14 protein-coding genes and 3 pseudogenes are annotated in these 15193 nt (G+C 61.5%); 7 read left to right on the top strand and 10 right to left on the bottom strand.

Features of this window, described 5'->3' with window-relative positions:
• Nucleotides 1-232: 232 nt before the first annotated feature.
• A pseudogene (locus CR103_RS24365) lies at nt 233-654 on the bottom strand (transposase family protein); the annotation flags it as partial.
• A gap of 335 nt (nt 655-989) precedes the next feature.
• Between CR103_RS24365 and CR103_RS21060 the strand changes: the two are divergent.
• Nucleotides 990-1517 carry a DUF2812 domain-containing protein gene (locus CR103_RS21060; RefSeq protein WP_099917864.1) on the top strand — a complete coding sequence of 176 codons (528 nt, stop codon included), beginning with the start codon at nt 990-992 and terminating at the stop codon, nt 1515-1517.
• A 298-nt stretch (nt 1518-1815) separates the two neighbouring features.
• Here CR103_RS21060 and CR103_RS21055 read toward each other — a convergent pair.
• Nucleotides 1816-1917: pseudogene (locus CR103_RS21055) on the bottom strand (IS6 family transposase); the annotation flags it as partial.
• A gap of 756 nt (nt 1918-2673) precedes the next feature.
• Here CR103_RS21055 and CR103_RS21050 point away from each other — a divergent pair.
• The 5 genes from CR103_RS21050 to CR103_RS21030 are packed head-to-tail and all read left to right on the top strand — an operon-like array spanning nt 2674 to nt 7168.
• Nucleotides 2674-3603, top strand: a complete 930-nt coding sequence (locus tag CR103_RS21050) for a 3-oxoacyl-[acyl-carrier-protein] synthase III C-terminal domain-containing protein (RefSeq protein ID WP_229443760.1) — start codon at nt 2674-2676, stop codon at nt 3601-3603.
• Nucleotides 3604-3655: 52 nt separating this feature from the next.
• On the top strand, nt 3656-4372 hold the full coding sequence (locus CR103_RS21045; RefSeq protein ID WP_099917862.1) for a class I SAM-dependent methyltransferase: 717 nt from the start codon (nt 3656-3658) through the stop codon (nt 4370-4372).
• Nucleotides 4372-5646, top strand: a complete 1275-nt coding sequence (locus CR103_RS21040) for an NAD(P)/FAD-dependent oxidoreductase (protein ID WP_099917861.1) — start codon at nt 4372-4374, stop codon at nt 5644-5646. The genes CR103_RS21045 and CR103_RS21040 overlap by 1 nt, the downstream gene beginning before the upstream one ends.
• Nucleotides 5643-5933, top strand: a complete 291-nt coding sequence (locus tag CR103_RS21035) for an acyl carrier protein (RefSeq protein WP_099917860.1) — start codon at nt 5643-5645, stop codon at nt 5931-5933. The genes CR103_RS21040 and CR103_RS21035 overlap by 4 nt, the downstream gene beginning before the upstream one ends.
• A complete protein-coding gene (locus tag CR103_RS21030) occupies nt 5930-7168 on the top strand; it encodes a beta-ketoacyl-[acyl-carrier-protein] synthase family protein (RefSeq protein WP_099917859.1) in 1239 nt (412 codons plus the stop codon). The genes CR103_RS21035 and CR103_RS21030 overlap by 4 nt, the downstream gene beginning before the upstream one ends.
• A 268-nt stretch (nt 7169-7436) precedes the next feature.
• Here CR103_RS21030 and CR103_RS21025 read toward each other — a convergent pair whose 3' ends face one another.
• Together CR103_RS21025 and CR103_RS21020 are read right to left on the bottom strand one after the other, a co-directional pair.
• A complete protein-coding gene (locus CR103_RS21025) occupies nt 7437-7988 on the bottom strand; it encodes an acyltransferase (RefSeq protein ID WP_099917858.1) in 552 nt (183 codons plus the stop codon).
• A 581-nt stretch (nt 7989-8569) separates the two neighbouring features.
• Entirely contained in the window at nt 8570-9409 is an 840-nt protein-coding gene (locus CR103_RS21020) for an alpha/beta hydrolase (protein WP_099917857.1), read from the bottom strand.
• Nucleotides 9410-9635: 226 nt separating this feature from the next.
• On the opposite strand from CR103_RS21020, the gene CR103_RS21015 reads away from it, so the two are divergent.
• Nucleotides 9636-10499 (top strand): hypothetical protein, encoded by an 864-nt coding sequence (locus CR103_RS21015; protein ID WP_099917856.1) that lies wholly within the window; start codon nt 9636-9638, stop codon nt 10497-10499.
• 27 nt (nt 10500-10526) lie between these two features.
• Here CR103_RS21015 and CR103_RS21010 read toward each other — a convergent pair whose 3' ends face one another.
• From CR103_RS21010 to CR103_RS22940, 6 genes and pseudogenes are all read right to left on the bottom strand, one after another.
• A complete protein-coding gene (locus CR103_RS21010; protein WP_099917868.1) occupies nt 10527-11552 on the bottom strand; it encodes an asparaginase in 1026 nt (341 codons plus the stop codon).
• A gap of 82 nt (nt 11553-11634) precedes the next feature.
• Nucleotides 11635-13002 carry an acetate kinase gene (locus CR103_RS21005; protein WP_099917855.1) on the bottom strand — a complete coding sequence of 456 codons (1368 nt, stop codon included), beginning with the start codon at nt 13000-13002 and terminating at the stop codon, nt 11635-11637.
• 33 nt (nt 13003-13035) lie between these two features.
• A complete protein-coding gene (locus tag CR103_RS21000) occupies nt 13036-13551 on the bottom strand; it encodes a hypothetical protein (protein WP_143752701.1) in 516 nt (171 codons plus the stop codon).
• A gap of 12 nt (nt 13552-13563) precedes the next feature.
• Nucleotides 13564-14244, bottom strand: coding sequence for a C39 family peptidase (locus CR103_RS20995; protein ID WP_099917853.1), 681 nt, complete (start codon nt 14242-14244; stop codon nt 13564-13566).
• 2 nt (nt 14245-14246) lie between these two features.
• Nucleotides 14247-14645, bottom strand: a complete 399-nt coding sequence (locus CR103_RS20990) for a hypothetical protein (RefSeq protein ID WP_099917852.1) — start codon at nt 14643-14645, stop codon at nt 14247-14249.
• Nucleotides 14646-14725: 80 nt separating this feature from the next.
• Nucleotides 14726-15193 (bottom strand): annotated as a pseudogene (locus CR103_RS22940) (hypothetical protein); the annotation flags it as partial.

The raw sequence follows: 15193 nt of genomic DNA, 5'->3' as shown, positions 1-15193 counted from the left end.
GGCAGGCAGGGATAGTAAAAATCCATGCTGGACGCCGCGATTTTAAAGTAGTGTCAAGTAATTTTATGAAAATCTTGATAATAATTTACTGAAATGCACGCCATTCACTAACTTGGGTGGATTGGGTCCAGCATGGCGTCGCTTTGACGAAGTCTATTTTTTCGCCACTTTGACGACCGCTCTACCGAGTCCGGTTGGCGCGTCGCGGCGCTGACGCGCGAATGGCAGTTTGCATGCCGCCAGCAAAAAACAAATGCGCAGCACACGCGCTCCCAATGGCGGCGAATAGCGCGATCCTTGCGGACCGATGAAATCGGCCCAGCCCAGTTCGTCCTTCATTTGCTTGTAGCTTTGTTCGACCCAGTTGCGCAAGCCATAGAGCCGCACGATTTGAGCCAAAAGAGCCTGTTCGCATGCCAAATTGGTCGTCAGGTACCAGGTTGAAATCTCGGGCAGTGTGTTCCGGTCGGTCGTTGCGCAGACGGCACGCCCCCGCTTGCCAGGGCCCTAGCCGGCCAGTGACAGTTCGGCGGCCCACCAGATCTCGGCATGACCATCGCGAAAGTGGCGCTCGACGGCGCGCCAGCAATTTCGCGGCACGTTTTGCGCCGCTTCCCTGAACGAGAACGCAACGTCGGCGGGTGCCCAGCCGCCTGTGGCACTAGAGCGAGGTTCAATTCTGACTCGTCGCTCGTCGTTTATACTCGGCATATAGCATTGCTTCAACATTCAACCGACACTGTTAATTAACCCAGTGTTGCGCTTGGTACTTGAAACCGCCTTGTCTTGCGAGGACCATTCCTCGGCGTTCTTACCATTTCCCGGCACTGTCACTCCCGGTAAACCAGACCAGCGCGAATAACGCCGTATTTCTTTGCTGTACAGATAATTTATAAGGTCTATAGTGCAGGACGAGCAGATCCGTCACCTGACGATCATGGTCTCCGGCGGCAATCGGCCACTGAAACATATCGAAGAATTGAGAATGCATGAGCGGCGAAACAGTCAAGAAATTCAAGTGGTTCTGGTTCGACCAGGACGTCGAGCAGGAACAGTGGCTGCGCGCGATGGCGCAACAGGGGCTGCATCTGCGAAAAATGAACGCCCTTCAGCAGTGGACGTTCGTCAAGGGTACACCGGCCGACATCACCTACGCGGTTGATTACAACAACAAGAGGATGACGCCCGAGTACCGCCGGGAATTGGAGAATGCAGGCTGGGAGCACGTCATGGAATACGTCGGCTGGCAATACTGGCGTGCCGGGATGGCCAAGGGGCGGGCGCCCGACATCTTCACCGGGGCCGGCAACAAGAAGGCGAAATCGAAGCGGCTATTGTTGCTCAGCGTCGTCGGTACAATCACGCTGTTGTACATCGCTACGCGTCGACCGGAATATTTGATCCAGCAGCTGTCCGCGCTGCCCGGAGCGCTCGTACTGCTTTTCGCGGCAGCGGCCCTGTTCAACGTGGTCTCGGCCGTGCGCCTGGGCGCGCGCCTGCTGATGCCGCGCTCTTAAAAGGAGAAAAAATGTCCCGGTCGTTCGCCGCCCGGGCCAGCGGCACCAAGTACCCGCCAAAAAAATAAATGTGCATTTTGGCGTCCATAGCCGGCGCGCTGCTGTGTTGGCCGCTGCTCGCACTGCGGCGCACCGACCGCCTTGCATTGCATCCGGTTCTGTTTGCCAAAACCTCACATTTCCAGGCAATCCACGCCAGGGTTCTGTCGCATTGTTTAGCGCGAGACGGATTTCCCTTGTCGAACATGCCCCTTTTTATTCTGGACTGATTTGTCCTGCCATTGCATAAAAAAGCGAACTGGCCCTTGTGAATCATGTGCATGAACTCGATGCCGGAAAGCACATTGCTGGCAGACCGGAATGACTTGAAATCGAGCATTGGCCTAGTTACGCGCTTGATGGCCGCCCTGTTGGCTCCGCTCAAAGGGGGTGTAGCGTCGCTTTACAAGTGGCAGGAAGCGATGCCGACAAACCACTCGGTGAGCCCACAACTGCAGCAAATAACAATCTGGTATGTCGGGCTAGGTAGCACGCCGATCGGCGGCAAGGCCGCTTCTTCGCCTGGATAAACTTCCTTTGTATAAAGATCGCTATCAGCAACTCTTCAAGCATTGAAAGCCGTAGGGGAAATAAACTGCTATGTGAAGTAACGTATTGATATTGCGATCAAAGCATGTATATAATTAGCGCTTGCTGAGTATTTTTATATTAAATAATAATTAATTAAAATATACAAAAACGGTTGCACTGTGAATCAGTTAAAAATAATTCTATGCAACTCCTATCTGGATAACAAGCCTAGTGGGAAAGATATGGAACTCAGCAGCATAAAAAATCCCGGGGTGCGACGTCAAAGCGGGCTCATCAACGAAGCGCGCACCAGCGGATCAACCGGCAAGCTCCCGTCGGCGTGTCCTTTCGAGACAGTCGCGCCATTAACAGGCGTCGATCGAGGCATGGGAACCGGAGTTTCCAGTGCCGGGCTCGCGCCTTGTTAGCGACTGCTTCTCCGCCGCCGGCAGGCGCCTACCTTCGCGGAGTCGGCATTGCGGCGCCGCCCAATCGGTACACAAAGGCAGAGTGCCTGGCAGCGTTCGAAAAATCCGGCTGGTTCTCACGGCTGGATACGCGTTCTCATTTCATCGCCCGCACTGTCTTGCAGCGCGACAATGGCATTGAAGCGCGCCGGCTTGCGATTGACTCGCTCGACGACGTTTTCAGTATCGATCCCAACACGCTGGCACAACGTTTTCTCCGCCACGCGCCTACCCTCGCAGCTGAGGCGGCAAAAAAAGCGCTGTTCGAAAGTGGTCTTGAATCGGCTGATATCGGCGCCGTCGTCGTCAGCACATGTACCGGTTATCTGTGTCCGGGTCTTTCGGGATATGTCGTTGAGCGCCTGGGTCTGCGCGCTGATGTGCAAGCGTTCGATCTGGTCGGTCAAGGCTGTGCCGCGGCGCTACCGAATTTGCAGCTTGGCCGCGCATTGCTGGCTGCGAATGCATGTGAGCATGTGCTATCTGTTTGCGTCGAGGTGTGCAGTGCCGCCATGTACCTCGACAACGATCCCGGCGTACTGATCAGCGCCTGCCTTTTTGGCGACGGCGCCGGGGCGGCGATCCTGTCATGCAAACCGGTGGCCTCGCAGCGCCAGATCGAATGGATTGACAGTACCTCGCTGATCAACCCGATCGAACGCAAGGCGCTGATGTTTGAATCACGCGACGGCATGCTGCGTAACGTCCTCACGCGTGCCGTGCCGGCGCTGGCGGCAACTGATGCGCACCGGGTGCTCGAAACGGTGCTTCGACGCGCAGACTTGCACACCACTGATGTCAGCACATGGATCATGCATGCGGGCGGGCGCGATGTGTTGTTGGCGCTCGAGCGCGAGTTGCCGATTTCGGTACATGATCTACGCTACAGCAAAGCGATTTTGCGCGAGTACGGGAATTTGTCGAGCGCGTTCGTCTACTTCGTGCTCGACGCGGCGTTGAGGGGCCAGGCGCCTGCCGGCTGGTGGTGGCTGTCGTCTTTCGGCGCCGGCTTTAGCTGCCATGGCGCCTTGCTGCGGGCAGGCCCATGATGCAAGCCGGGCCATTCATCCACGCACACTTTGCGGTGCGATGGATTGTCGCATGACGATGCCCAGGATCGTCGTTGCCGAGGCACTCGACGGTCTTTCCGCAGACGACCCGAACGCGCTTCGTTCACGCCGCGATCTGCGGCGCGTGCATTCGGCGATGGGTACCCGTTCTATTTTGTTACGCGCCTTACGCGGCACAATGCCGTCGCTACAAGCAGTGCCGTTAAGGGTCTTGGAACTAGGCGCCGGCGACGGCACTCTAACGCTGGGCGTGGCCCGTGTCCTCGCGTCGACATGGCCGCCGGTCGAATTGACGCTTCTCGATCGGCAGGCAGCGGTCGAGCGCGCGACCATCGACAGTTTTACCGAACTCGGCTGGACCGTCGCCGTGGACGTCGTCGACGTCTTCGAATGGGTGGCAAGCGGACCATCCAAGCGTTGGGATCTGATTATCGCAAACCTTTTTTTGCATCATTTTGAAGGCGCCGAACTTGCTACGCTGATTAACGCAATCGCGGCGCGAACCGACCGGTTCCTTGCGTGCGAGCCCAGGCGTGCTTGGCTCGCGCTTCTGGGAAGCCGCATGGTCGGCGCGATCGGTGCCAACGCCGTGACGCGCAACGACGCAGTGCTGAGCGTACACGCGGGCTTTTGCGGGCACGAGCTCGCAGCGCTATGGCCGAAGCATGGCGTGCGATGGCGGCTACGCGATTATTCGGCGGGCTTGTTCAGCCAGTGCCTTTACGCGACACGATCGGAGGTCGGCTGATGTTGACAAAATATGACGCTATCGTCATGGGGGCGGGTCCGGCTGGCTCGTCGGCCGCAATTCTGTTGGCACGGGCCGGTTGGTCGATCGCACTGATCGAAAAGCAGGCGTTCCCACGTCGCAAAGTCTGCGGCGAATGCATCGCGGCAAGCAATCTGCCCTTGATTGAAGCCCTTGGGATCGCGCCGGGATTCGACGCCGGCGCCGGCGCCGATTTGCACCAAGTCGCCCTGATATGCGGCAAGCGCAAGGTCGTGGCCGATTTGCCACCAGCCAGACATGCACGATACCGTTGGGGCCGTGCGCTGGGCCGGGAGACGCTCGACACGCTGCTGCTCGAGCAAGCCCGTTCGACCGGCGTGCGCGTGTATCAACCCTGGTCAGTGCAAGCGATCGAAGGCGAACCTGCGCACTGGCGTTGCACAATTGCCTCGGTCGATACGGGATCGACGCAGACATTGCACGCCCCCGTTGCCATCGATGCGCATGGTTCGTGGGCGAGCCTGCCTTCGGCGCGTATGCGACAGCGGCGACGCCGAAAAGCGTCCGACCTGCTCGCCTTCAAGGCAAATTTTCACGGCGCTGCGCTCGAACAAGGCTTGCTGCCGGTGCTGTTGTTTGACGGCGGTTATGGCGGGATGGTTGTCACCGGCGGCGGCGTTACCACCGTGGCCTGTTGTATTCGCCGCGATCGGCTGGTTGCCTGTCGACGCTTGTCATGCCGGTCAAGCGCCGGCGACACCATCGAGGCGATGTTGAAACGCGAATGCGACGCTGTGCGGCTGACACTGCAGTCAGCCCGCCGTGGTGGCCCCTGGCTTGCAGCCGGACCGCTCGATCCCGGCATTCATTTACATGCTGCGGATGGTTTTTTTCGCATAGGCAATGCGGCTGGCGAGGCACATCCGATTATCGGGGAGGGCATGAGCATGGCGCTGCAATCGGCCTGGCTGCTGTGCGCGAACTTGCTCGGCGCCGGACATCGCGACAAACTGCTTGAAGCCGAATGGCAACGTGAAATTGGCCGCAATTATGAGATGCAATGGCGCCGCCAGTTCGCGCCGCGCTTGCGATTGGCTGCGGGCTTTGCCACGATGGCGATGCGCCCTGCCAGCGCCGCTCTCATCATGGATATAACGGCAGCCTGGCCAGACCTCCTGACCATGGGGGCGCGTTGGGGAGGCAAGACCAGCTGTGCTGTCGATGCCGCCATGATCGCGCGTTTTTTGAATCACAACGGAAATGGGCTGACAACAATTGGAGACAGGACATGACAACAACTTTCGAGCGCATTGTTTCCATGCTGGTCAAGGACTATCAGCTCAACGCTGACGCGTTAACGCCCGATTCGGCGCTCGACGAGCTGGGCATCGATTCACTGGGCGTTGCCGAACTGATGTTCAATGTCGAAGATGAATTCAAGATTACATTGCCGCCGGAAGCGGCGAGACTGGCGACCGTCGGCGACGTAGTTCACTATATCGACGGACTCGTCGCAGCGCAACATGGTGTTCCGGTACCCGGTGGGCTGATCAAAGCGCCCTTGTCGCCGGCTGCATGAAACGGGTTGCCGTCACCGGCGTCGGCGTGGTCTCGCCGCTCGGCGCCAGTGCGGCCGAAGCATACCGGAGTGCGTATCGCGGCCGCTCGGGTATCGGCCTGCTCGACGCTCCGTTTGCGCATCGATTGCTGTCACCGCTTGCGGCGGCGCTGCGTTTTAACGCCGAAGATCATTTCGACCCGCCCAAGCTTCGCATGCTGGACCGGGTCAGCCAGTTCGCGCTGGTGGCCGCAAGTCAGGCGCTCGACGAGGCAGCCATTAATTTACGTGACGTCGATAGCGGCCGGGCCGGCGTTTTCGTCGGCACCGCGATGGGTGGCTCGCACACCGTTGACGACGGTTACAAGACGCTTTACGGCGATGACTCGGATCGTCTCAAGCCATTTTCCGTGCTGATGGGAATGTACAACGCGCCTGCGGCGTGGATCAGCATCGAACACGGGATAGACGGTCCGAACCTGACTTATTCAACTGCCTGCTCGTCGTCAACGGTAGCCATCGGCGAAGCATGGCTGCGCATTGCCAGCGGCGGCCTTGACATCGCCATTGCCGGCGGCGCCGAAGCGCCGCTCTCGTTTGGCTCGCTGAAGGCATGGGAAGCGCTGCACACATTGGCCGTCGCCGATGCGTGCGCGCCGTGGGCGTCGTGCAAACCGTTTTCAAAGAACCGCCGCGGCATGGTGCTCGGCGAAGGCGCGGCGATGCTCGTGCTGGAGCCATGGGAGCGCGCTGTTGCGCGCGGCGCATTTATCCATGGCGAGATTCTCGGCTATGGGCTGTCGACCGACGCCGGCCACATCACGCGGCCCAGTGTCGCAGGCCAGGCGGCGGCAATCCGCGCGGCATTGGCGTCGGCCACGCTCAATCCATCTGCAATCGACGCCATCAACGCGCATGGTACCGGCACCCTGGCCAACGACGCGACCGAAACCGCCGCGATCAAGGCTGTATTCGGCGAACGCGCGTATCGCATACCGATCAGCGCCACAAAAGCGCTGCACGGACATTTGCTTGGCGCGGCAGGTGCGCTCGAATGCGTGTTGTCCTTATTAGCGATGCAACATGCCGTCGCTTTGCCGACCATGCATCTGCAAACGCCGGACCCGGAATGCGATCTCGATTATGTGGCGAATTGCGCTCGCGACGGCGTCCCGGCGCGCACAATGCTGTCGAGCTCGTTTGCGTTTGGGGGGACGAACGCGGTGCTCGTGCTTGGAGCCGGTGCAAGCAGGTAAACGTCGCGCCACACGCGCCGAAGAACACCAGGCACCGCAGGCCGCCAGTCGAATCGCCGGCAACCAAGCGGCGTCGAGTTCGCTGACGAGAATAAGCCGTTCAATATCGTTCGGCGTTGCCACCGGCAGGCGCGCAGCGTATTGATATTTTCGTGGAACGATTTGAGCGTGACAAACAGTTCCTGGGCCGCCACGGTTGCACCAACTCGCACGCCAACTGGCAGTCGCGGAAGGCACTGATCGCGCAAGGCCGAGTTCTGCACATCCATCATTGATCGTGCTGCAATTCCTTGATGCGCTTTGCGGGGACCCCGGCGTACAGGCCGTTTGGCGCGCAGTCCCGGTTGACAATGGCTCCCGTCGCAATGACGCAGCCGTTGCCAATTGTAACGCCCGGCATGATCACCGAGCGCGCACCTATCCAGCACCCGTCTCCGACCGTAATGGGCCCGGGACTGTCCGACCCTGCTCGTTCGAACGCAGGGCCGATTTTGTGTGTCGACGTGCAAAACATGACTTCCATGCCGATGCCGCAGTTCTTGCCGATCCGGATCGGGGCAGCGCCATCGAAAAAACATCGATAGTTTACCCGTGTCCCTTGCCCGATAGTGATATCGCGGCTCCCAAAATAGGAGCCCGGACGTATCGAGGTCGTGTGCGCCTGTATCCCGTACATGCGCATCAATGCCGCCCTGGCCGGATTCAAAAGTAAGGAACTGGCCGCAATCGAGTTAATGAAAAACTCGCGCCATATGCGTTCAAGGACTGCGTGAATATTTACAAAAAAAGAGCCAAATCTTTGCGTAGCTTTCGCTCCCATGCCGATCTCCTGGTGCGTTTAAAATGAATGAGTTTGATAATCCGTGCGAAAAATTGCGTCGCGATAGATAGTCGCCTGCCGCGATGTGACAAAACCGCAGCTTCGTCTGCGGAAATAAAAGCCGAAGTGCTATGTTCGGCTGTCAGTTTCCTTGCATTCATGATTTTCATCAAAGTTAAGGCTAGGCGGTTTCAAGTAACAAGCAATAGTGGACGTGGCGCGTAGCCGGCCTTGAGCTTTGCGCAGTACGTCGCTGGCATGGCTGGTATTGCGGCAGAGGTGCTGCAATTGCGTGTTGATGGCTCGTACGCGCCCAGGAGGCATCCGAACCTGGACATCCAGCAGACGGCGCTGCCCACCTTCAGGGGCCTATCACGGGAATAGTTCCGGTGGCAGTGCTGCGCTCGTGCTGCCCTATAGCGGCTTGTTCGTGACCATCCCGCTCATGACCTACACCCTGGCGGTGAACCGCGTTCATCCGAATGGCCGTGGAGTGATCCCGGAGATCGGGGATTTTTTGAGCGAGCGGGATCCGCAGCTCGAGAGGGCACTGACGCTGGCGCGCGCGCAATATGGCTCGCTTACGGCTGTGGCAACCCGAACTGGGCGCTGAGGAATTCGGCGATGCGCGCCTGCGTCGTGGCGAGGTAGGGAATGTTCAGGTGATCCGATTCGGGCACGATTTCATCGGCGTGCAGCCGGCCCAGTTTGGCGACCAGCAGGTCGGTATGCGAATGCGGCACGATGTCGTCGAAAGCGGCGCGCAGCACATAGGTCGGCGCCGTCAGCGAGGGGGCGTACTTGACCGATTCGAATCGGTGCTGCAGCACATACTGAATCGGCATGGTGCGAAAGCGCCGCTTGGCGATTGCCAGGATCGAGTCGTACGGCGTGATCAGCACCACCGAATGGACGGCGCGTTCCATCGCCACCTGCACCGCGACGCCGGAACCCAAGCTGCGTCCGACGACGGCCACCCGCTTTGGATCGACGTGGCCACGCTCGCACAGCCAGTCGAACAGCATGCGGCCATCGGCGACCATGTGCTGCTCGGCCGGGTCGCCATGCGAGTCGCCGTAGCCGCGGTAGTTGACGGCCAATACTGCCATGCCGGGAAACAGCTTGCCGGCGTCGCGCGCCACCCACGACACTTCTTCGGAGCGACCGCCGAAATACACCACGCCCGGATGCGGGCCGACCACCGACGGCGTCATCAGCCAGCCGGACAGCTTGGTGCCATCCTTGGCACGCAACACGATGGGGCGGGTGCGATGGCCGCTGCTGCGCGGACGGTGGACTTCGCGCCTGACGTTCGGATTGAAGACCAGGTGGCGCTGGCTGGCGGCAATTGCCGCGGCCAGGCCCAGCCACAGCACGCTGGCGAGACCGGCAACTCCTGCGACTTTTTTCGAATTGTTCATAGACACGAGTCTACCTGCGATTGGCGAGACCTGCCAAGCCGTATGCAGCCGTGCGCGCCGGCGTAAAACACGGTAGGGCTTGATGCAACATAAGCCGTGGCTCGCTTACAACGGCAGCTCCCGCCACGTCACGAAGCTGGCAGGTAATTTGTGTAATATGGCGTAGGAAAAATCCGCCAGCCGCGTCGATTTTTCCGCTCACATCCGACCATCAGGGGAGGGCCGCATGGCCGACGTCATACTGATCACGGTGCATGGCATGGGCGAGACGCCGCCCGATTACGCGTCCGACCTCGGCCGCCGGTTGCGCGCGAGGATCGGCACGCGCTTTAATGCCGGCGTCGACGTGCGCGCTGTTTATTACCAGGACATCCTGAAAAAAAACGAGCAGGAAGTGTGGCGCCGGGTCCAGCACGGCAGCACCGTGCGCTACGAAGAGCTGCGCAAGTTTTTGCTGTTCGGTTTCGGCGACGCCGCCGGCCTCGAAAACCGCAAGGAAGATAGTGGCTCGGCGTATGAACTGGCGCAAATTGAAATTGCCAAGACCCTGCTCGACGCCTACGCCGCGAACGGCGCCGATACGCCTTTGGTGCTGCTGTCGCATTCGCTCGGCTGCCACGTTTTGTCGAGCTATATCTACGATGCGCAGAAAGCGCGCAGCGGCCTGCCGGTCGCGGCCGGCGTGTGGCGCGACATCGACCACTGGTCGCGGACCTTGCAAGGGCGCGCGCTGACGGAGTCGGAAAAATCGTTTCTTGCCTGCGGTAGCGCGCTCGGCTGGATTACTACCGGTTGCAACATCCCGATTTTCGTCGCCGCGCACAAGGCGATGACGATCATCCCGATCAGCCGCCCCCGGCCACGTTTCAAATGGCTCAATCTGTACGATCCGGACGACGTGCTCGGCTGGCCGCTACAGCCGCTGTCGGAAGGCTACCGGCTGCTGGTCGAAGACCGCGTGGTCAACGTCGGCCAAGGCGTGGTCAACCTCGTCGTCAAGAGTTGGAACCCGCTGTCGCATTCGGGGTATTGGGAAGACGACGAAGTACTCGCGCCGCTGGCGTCGATGCTGACCGGGTTGATGCGCTGAGTAATGCGCTGAGTTCAGGCCGCGCGGTCAAGCCTCGCGGCGCAGCGTGAACAAGGGGCGGATGTGGCCGACGACCATGCCGCGCGCATTCTTCAGTTCGGGTTCGCGGTAAGCGTCGAGCAAGCTGCGGCGGCGCCCGTCGAGCAGGCCCAGTTGGTCGAGCACGCTGAAGGTCGCCGCTTGCAGGCTGCGGGTGGCGCCATCAAGGATCTTGATCGCGATGCCGATGCCGGCCGAGCGGATGCCGATCGTCTGCACCGCGTCCGCGCCCACCTTGCTGACCCAGTCGCCGCCGCCGGCCGCCATGTAGGCCAGGTCGCAGCGCGCCTCGCCCGAGACCAGGTCGGGGTGATCGGTCATGGCGTCGAACAGGTCGCCCAGCGGGGCGCCCAGGCGCGCGTCATTGGCGCCCTGCGCCAGGCGCGCGTACAGGTGGGCCAGGCGTGCCAGCGGCAGCGCGTAGTTAGGCGCAGAGCAGCCGTCCAGTCCGGTTGGCATGGCGGCCGCATCGAGTCCCACCGTATCGGCCAGGGTCGCGCGGATCGCCTGCTGCAGCGGGTGAAACGGGTCGACGTAGCCGGCGCTCGGCTGGCCGTGCAGGCGGCACCACGCGAGAAACCCGCTGTGCTTGCCGGAGCAATTATGGTGGACCGTGCGCCAGTGCCGGCCAGGCGGCACTGGCAAGTTGACGCTGTCGTAGTACAAGGGGGCGTGGCAGCCGCATTCGAGTTCGGTTTCGTCGCAGCCGGCCTTGGCCAGGATCGATTCGACCTTGGCAATGTGGCTCGGCTCGCCGGAATGGCTGGCGCACAGTAGCGCCAGTTCAGCCGACGTCAGGCCGAAGCGGGCAGGGCCGTCGGCCAGCAGGAAAGGCAGTGCCTGGAACGGCTTGAGCGCCGACCTGGTGAAGGTCATGAAATCCGGATCGCCCGCCGACCAAAGCAACTTGCCGGCGGTGTCGACCACGGCGACCGAGCCGAGATGAAGATTTTCGGTGATGTATCCGGTGGACGGATAGCCGCGCGTAGTGGCGACCAGGGGAACGCTTTTCATGAAGATCTCGCGGTGAATATCGACGGTCTCCACTGTAATCGAAATCTGGCGCGCCAGGAGAATGCACCGGCGCCCCGGGCTCCTAAAAATTGGTGGGGATGCGTACTGTCAGCGAGACGTCCGGCGTGTCGCGCGTCAGGCCGGCGCCGACCGACACGTTGAGCGTGCGTTGTTCGTTGAGGCGATACGAATAGCCGAGCAGCAAGGTGCCGAGTTGGGTACGCACCGATCCCGCCACCGGCACGCCGTTCTGGCGCGTGCGGGCGATCGAATTGTGATCGTAGCCGAGGCTGAACGAGGCCTTGTCGTTGAGCGCGAGGCCGACGCCGAAGTTAAAGCCGAACACGCCGCCCGGCTTGATCTCGCCGATGAATTCCCGTTCGCCGCCCAGCACCAGGCGGCTGATGCCGCTTCGCTTGAAGCTGTGCAGGTAGCTGACGCTGCCGAAGAACACGGCCGGATCGGACGGAAACAGCCAGGTCAGGCTCGGCTGCACCGAAAAGAAACCGGAGCCGGTCGGCAGTTCGAGCGGCAAGCCGGTGCCGCTGACGTTTTCGCCGACGCAGCGCTTGGTGCAGTCGGTTACCACGTCGAACGGATCGCGCCCGGTGCGCGACTTGAAACGGAAGCCGCCGATGAAGTATGGCGAGTCGGCGCCTCCATCGTTGAGCTGGTAACGCAGCGCGTATTCGGCGTCGCCGACGGCGCGCCCGCTGGTGTTGAACACGCGATCGATTGCGGTGCCGGTAAACAGTTCGCGGCTCACGGCGGAATCGGAGCGGTATACATACGGCAGCTTCAGTTCGGCCTCGAGCCGGTTGGTCACGCCGGTGCGGGCGGTAAGGGCGGCGGTGAAGGTATTGCGTTTGGTCTCGCGCACGTCAACCAGGCCGATGAGCAGGGCCGGAATAACGGTGTAGCCAACCAGCGCGACGCGGTTGCTCGAAGAGTAGCCGAATTGGAGCGAAGGCTCGAGGACCAGCTTGCCGCGCGGCGTCAGCACGCCCGGTTGTTCGAACAGCGGTGCGACGGCCGGCGGGCGGGTATCGCGTTTCGGCGGCCGGCCCACCGCACCGGCGGCGGCTGTCTGGCGCCGTGCCAGTGGCTCTGTTGCTTGCGGCGACGCCAATGGCTCGGCCTGGCCGTCGCCGTTGCCGGTTCCGCGTTGCGCTTCGAGTTGTGTGTCGAGTTGCGCCGCGTTGCCGGGCGCGACGAGGCTGGTGCCGGACGATGCGCGCTGGCGCTGGCGCTGGCGCAGACGCTGCGCTTCGACTTCGTGTGTCAACACGTCGAGGGCGGCGCGCTGGGCGGCTAATTCCTGCTTCAGGATCTTCAGTTGCGTCGGCAAGTCCGGCACAACCGGTTCCTGCTGACGGGCGTACGATACGGGACTGAGCAGAAGGGCCGACAGGCCCGCGCTGCGCAACCTTGAAACGATTAAATGCTGCATGCTTCCTCCGGTCGATGGCTGCGTCGGCATGCGTCAGCGGGCGCTGACGGCGCGTGCCAGCGCATCGCTCAAGCTGCCTTGAAAATTAATTGTCGTCAACAAGCTGGCGCTGTTGACGGTCGAATTGATCACCGTCTGACTACGGATCTGCTGGTCGTTCAACGTGTTCTGGATGACGATGCCGCCGATCGCGCGCGGTAATTCGCCCGCTTGATAGATGTTGTCACTGCCGCTCTGTATCAATTTGACGGACGACAGGGCATCGCGTGTTTGCCGCGCCTGCTGATCGGTGAGGTGGTTCAGGTCGGCAATGTTAATGGTGGTGTGCGCCACGATGTTGCCGTTGATCGATACCAGGCGTTCAATGCCGAGCGATACCCGCAGCCCGGCCAAGGTGTCGAAGCCGCCGCGCATGCCGTCGAGCTCAGCTTCTTCGACCGGCACCCAGCCGGCGGCCGACACGGTCGTCACCGTGGCCGCCGCTGGCGCCCCCAGCCCTGCCAGGGCCAGCCACAAACTCACGTGTACTAATTCGTTGTTGCTCCGCATGAATTGCTCCTGTTAATAGTCGCCCGGTCCGAATTTGGACATGGTCAGCGCACTGATGCCATCGCGATTGATGCCGTTCTCGAGCGGCGCATGCGGCGCAGAGCGCCAGTCGGCCACGCGGTTGAAGTCAGCGGCTTGTGCAGCGCCGTGTATGACGAACAGCAGTTTGTTGCTCCAAATATTTTCGAAGTTGGCGAAGGTCAACGAGCGGGTTCCGCTGGCCGGATCGCCGATCAGGACGCGGCCATCCGCAGCGCCTTTGATGACGACGAAATGGTGATACCCTTTTTCGGCCACCAGCACGATCGCCGGCAGCTTGGCGTCGACCAGTTTTTGCAGCGGCAGTTTAAAGCCGTCGGCGATGAAACCCTGGCTCGCCAGGAAGCGCTTGATGTCGAGCAGCGAGAAGCCTTCCTTGCGAATCTTGGGCTGGTCGCCATTGGCGTACATCTGCTCGAACACAAATTCTTCGCTGACCGGAAAGCCGTATTGATGGGTCAGCAGCGTGGCCACGGCAGCCGAGCCACAACTGAAGTCGAACTGCTGACGCAAGGTTGTCTGGAAACGCATCTGCTTCATGCTGGCAACCGGGATCGTGAAACGGCTGCCGCCGATGGCCGGCACTTCGATTGCGACCGCTGGTTGCAGGGCGCTCAGCAACAGTGCCGCCGCGGCAATGCGTGGGATGTTCATCGCTATTTCAATTGCAAGTTGATGACGGTGGCGTTCTGGATCAACACGTTTGCACCAGAGTTCTGCACCACAATCGGGATGCCGGACATGTTGGCGAACGAGCCGCCCTGGATCACGTTTGCGCCGGTGCTGACGTTAATGGCGGTGTTGTTGGCAACGGCGCCGGTCAGACGGGTGTCGATGACGGTCTGATCGCTGCCGCCGCGCGCGCGCGCGAGCAGATTGTCGTCAGCGACGGCAACAGAAAAGACCCCGAGTGCGGCGCTGGCCGTGACGCCGGCATGCGGCTGCGCCGGCGGCGGCGCGGCGTTGGCCGGCGACGGTTCGGTGTCGCCCGCGCCGGCAGGCAGCGCCAGCACGGCGGCAAGCAGGAAGGTAGAGCTGCTGAGTAAGGAATACATGGTAGTTGGTTCCTTCGGTAATTTGGAGTAGATCCGGAAACCGCCGCGCCGCCAGCCAGGCCGGTGCGGCGGCAGGCGAATTAGCGGCCGCCGACGTTCAGGTTGGCCTGGACGTTCACGCTTTGCTGGACCAGTGACGACAAGCCGCTGTTCTGGCTAAGCATGGTGATGCCGACTGCCGCAGCCGCCACGTTGCTCATGCTGTTTGACATATTGAACGTGCCGGCATCGACGGTGGTTGTACCAGCGTTGCCGCCAGCCCCGGCGGCACCGGCACCGCCAGTGCCGGCACCGCCGGTATTGGCGCCGGAAGCAGCACCGTTGCCGGCGGTGTTGGTGCCACCGCTGCCGCCCGCGCCGCCGGCGCCGCCGGTAGCGTCACCGACGACCGGATCGCCATTGGTGGCGTTGCCGTTCGACGAAGCGCCGCCCGCCGCGCCGTTGCCAGCGGTGTTCGATGCATCGCCGGAGGTGCCGCCCGCTGCGCCAGCTGCGCCGGCGCCGCCCGCCGCGCCAGCGGTCGTGGCTGCTGCGCCAGCGCCACCGGC

This window comes from Massilia psychrophila (genome assembly GCF_002760665.1).
GTDB lineage: Bacteria > Pseudomonadota > Gammaproteobacteria > Burkholderiales > Burkholderiaceae_D > JAFCUW01.
The sequence above is the reverse complement of the archived record's forward strand: the minus strand, read 5'-3'. Positions and strand labels throughout refer to the sequence as shown.

Excerpts from the sequence above, each read along its gene's own strand:
- CR103_RS20990 (WP_099917852.1), bottom strand. The coding sequence starts at position 14,645 with ATGTATTCCTTACTCAGCAGCTCTACCTTCCTGCTTGCCGCCGTGCTG.
- CR103_RS21020 (WP_099917857.1), bottom strand. The coding sequence starts at position 9,409 with ATGAACAATTCGAAAAAAGTCGCAGGAGTTGCCGGTCTCGCCAGCGTG.
- CR103_RS21040 (WP_099917861.1), top strand. The coding sequence starts at position 4,372 with ATGTTGACAAAATATGACGCTATCGTCATGGGGGCGGGTCCGGCTGGC.
- CR103_RS21005 (WP_099917855.1), bottom strand. The coding sequence starts at position 13,002 with ATGCAGCATTTAATCGTTTCAAGGTTGCGCAGCGCGGGCCTGTCGGCC.
- CR103_RS21030 (WP_099917859.1), top strand. The coding sequence starts at position 5,930 with ATGAAACGGGTTGCCGTCACCGGCGTCGGCGTGGTCTCGCCGCTCGGC.
- CR103_RS21015 (WP_099917856.1), top strand. The coding sequence starts at position 9,636 with ATGGCCGACGTCATACTGATCACGGTGCATGGCATGGGCGAGACGCCG.
- CR103_RS21000 (WP_143752701.1), bottom strand. The coding sequence starts at position 13,551 with ATGCGGAGCAACAACGAATTAGTACACGTGAGTTTGTGGCTGGCCCTG.
- CR103_RS21025 (WP_099917858.1), bottom strand. The coding sequence starts at position 7,988 with ATGGGAGCGAAAGCTACGCAAAGATTTGGCTCTTTTTTTGTAAATATT.
- CR103_RS21060 (WP_099917864.1), top strand. The coding sequence starts at position 990 with ATGAGCGGCGAAACAGTCAAGAAATTCAAGTGGTTCTGGTTCGACCAG.
- CR103_RS21035 (WP_099917860.1), top strand. The coding sequence starts at position 5,643 with ATGACAACAACTTTCGAGCGCATTGTTTCCATGCTGGTCAAGGACTAT.
- CR103_RS21045 (WP_099917862.1), top strand. The coding sequence starts at position 3,656 with ATGACGATGCCCAGGATCGTCGTTGCCGAGGCACTCGACGGTCTTTCC.
- CR103_RS20995 (WP_099917853.1), bottom strand. The coding sequence starts at position 14,244 with ATGAACATCCCACGCATTGCCGCGGCGGCACTGTTGCTGAGCGCCCTG.
- CR103_RS21010 (WP_099917868.1), bottom strand. The coding sequence starts at position 11,552 with ATGAAAAGCGTTCCCCTGGTCGCCACTACGCGCGGCTATCCGTCCACC.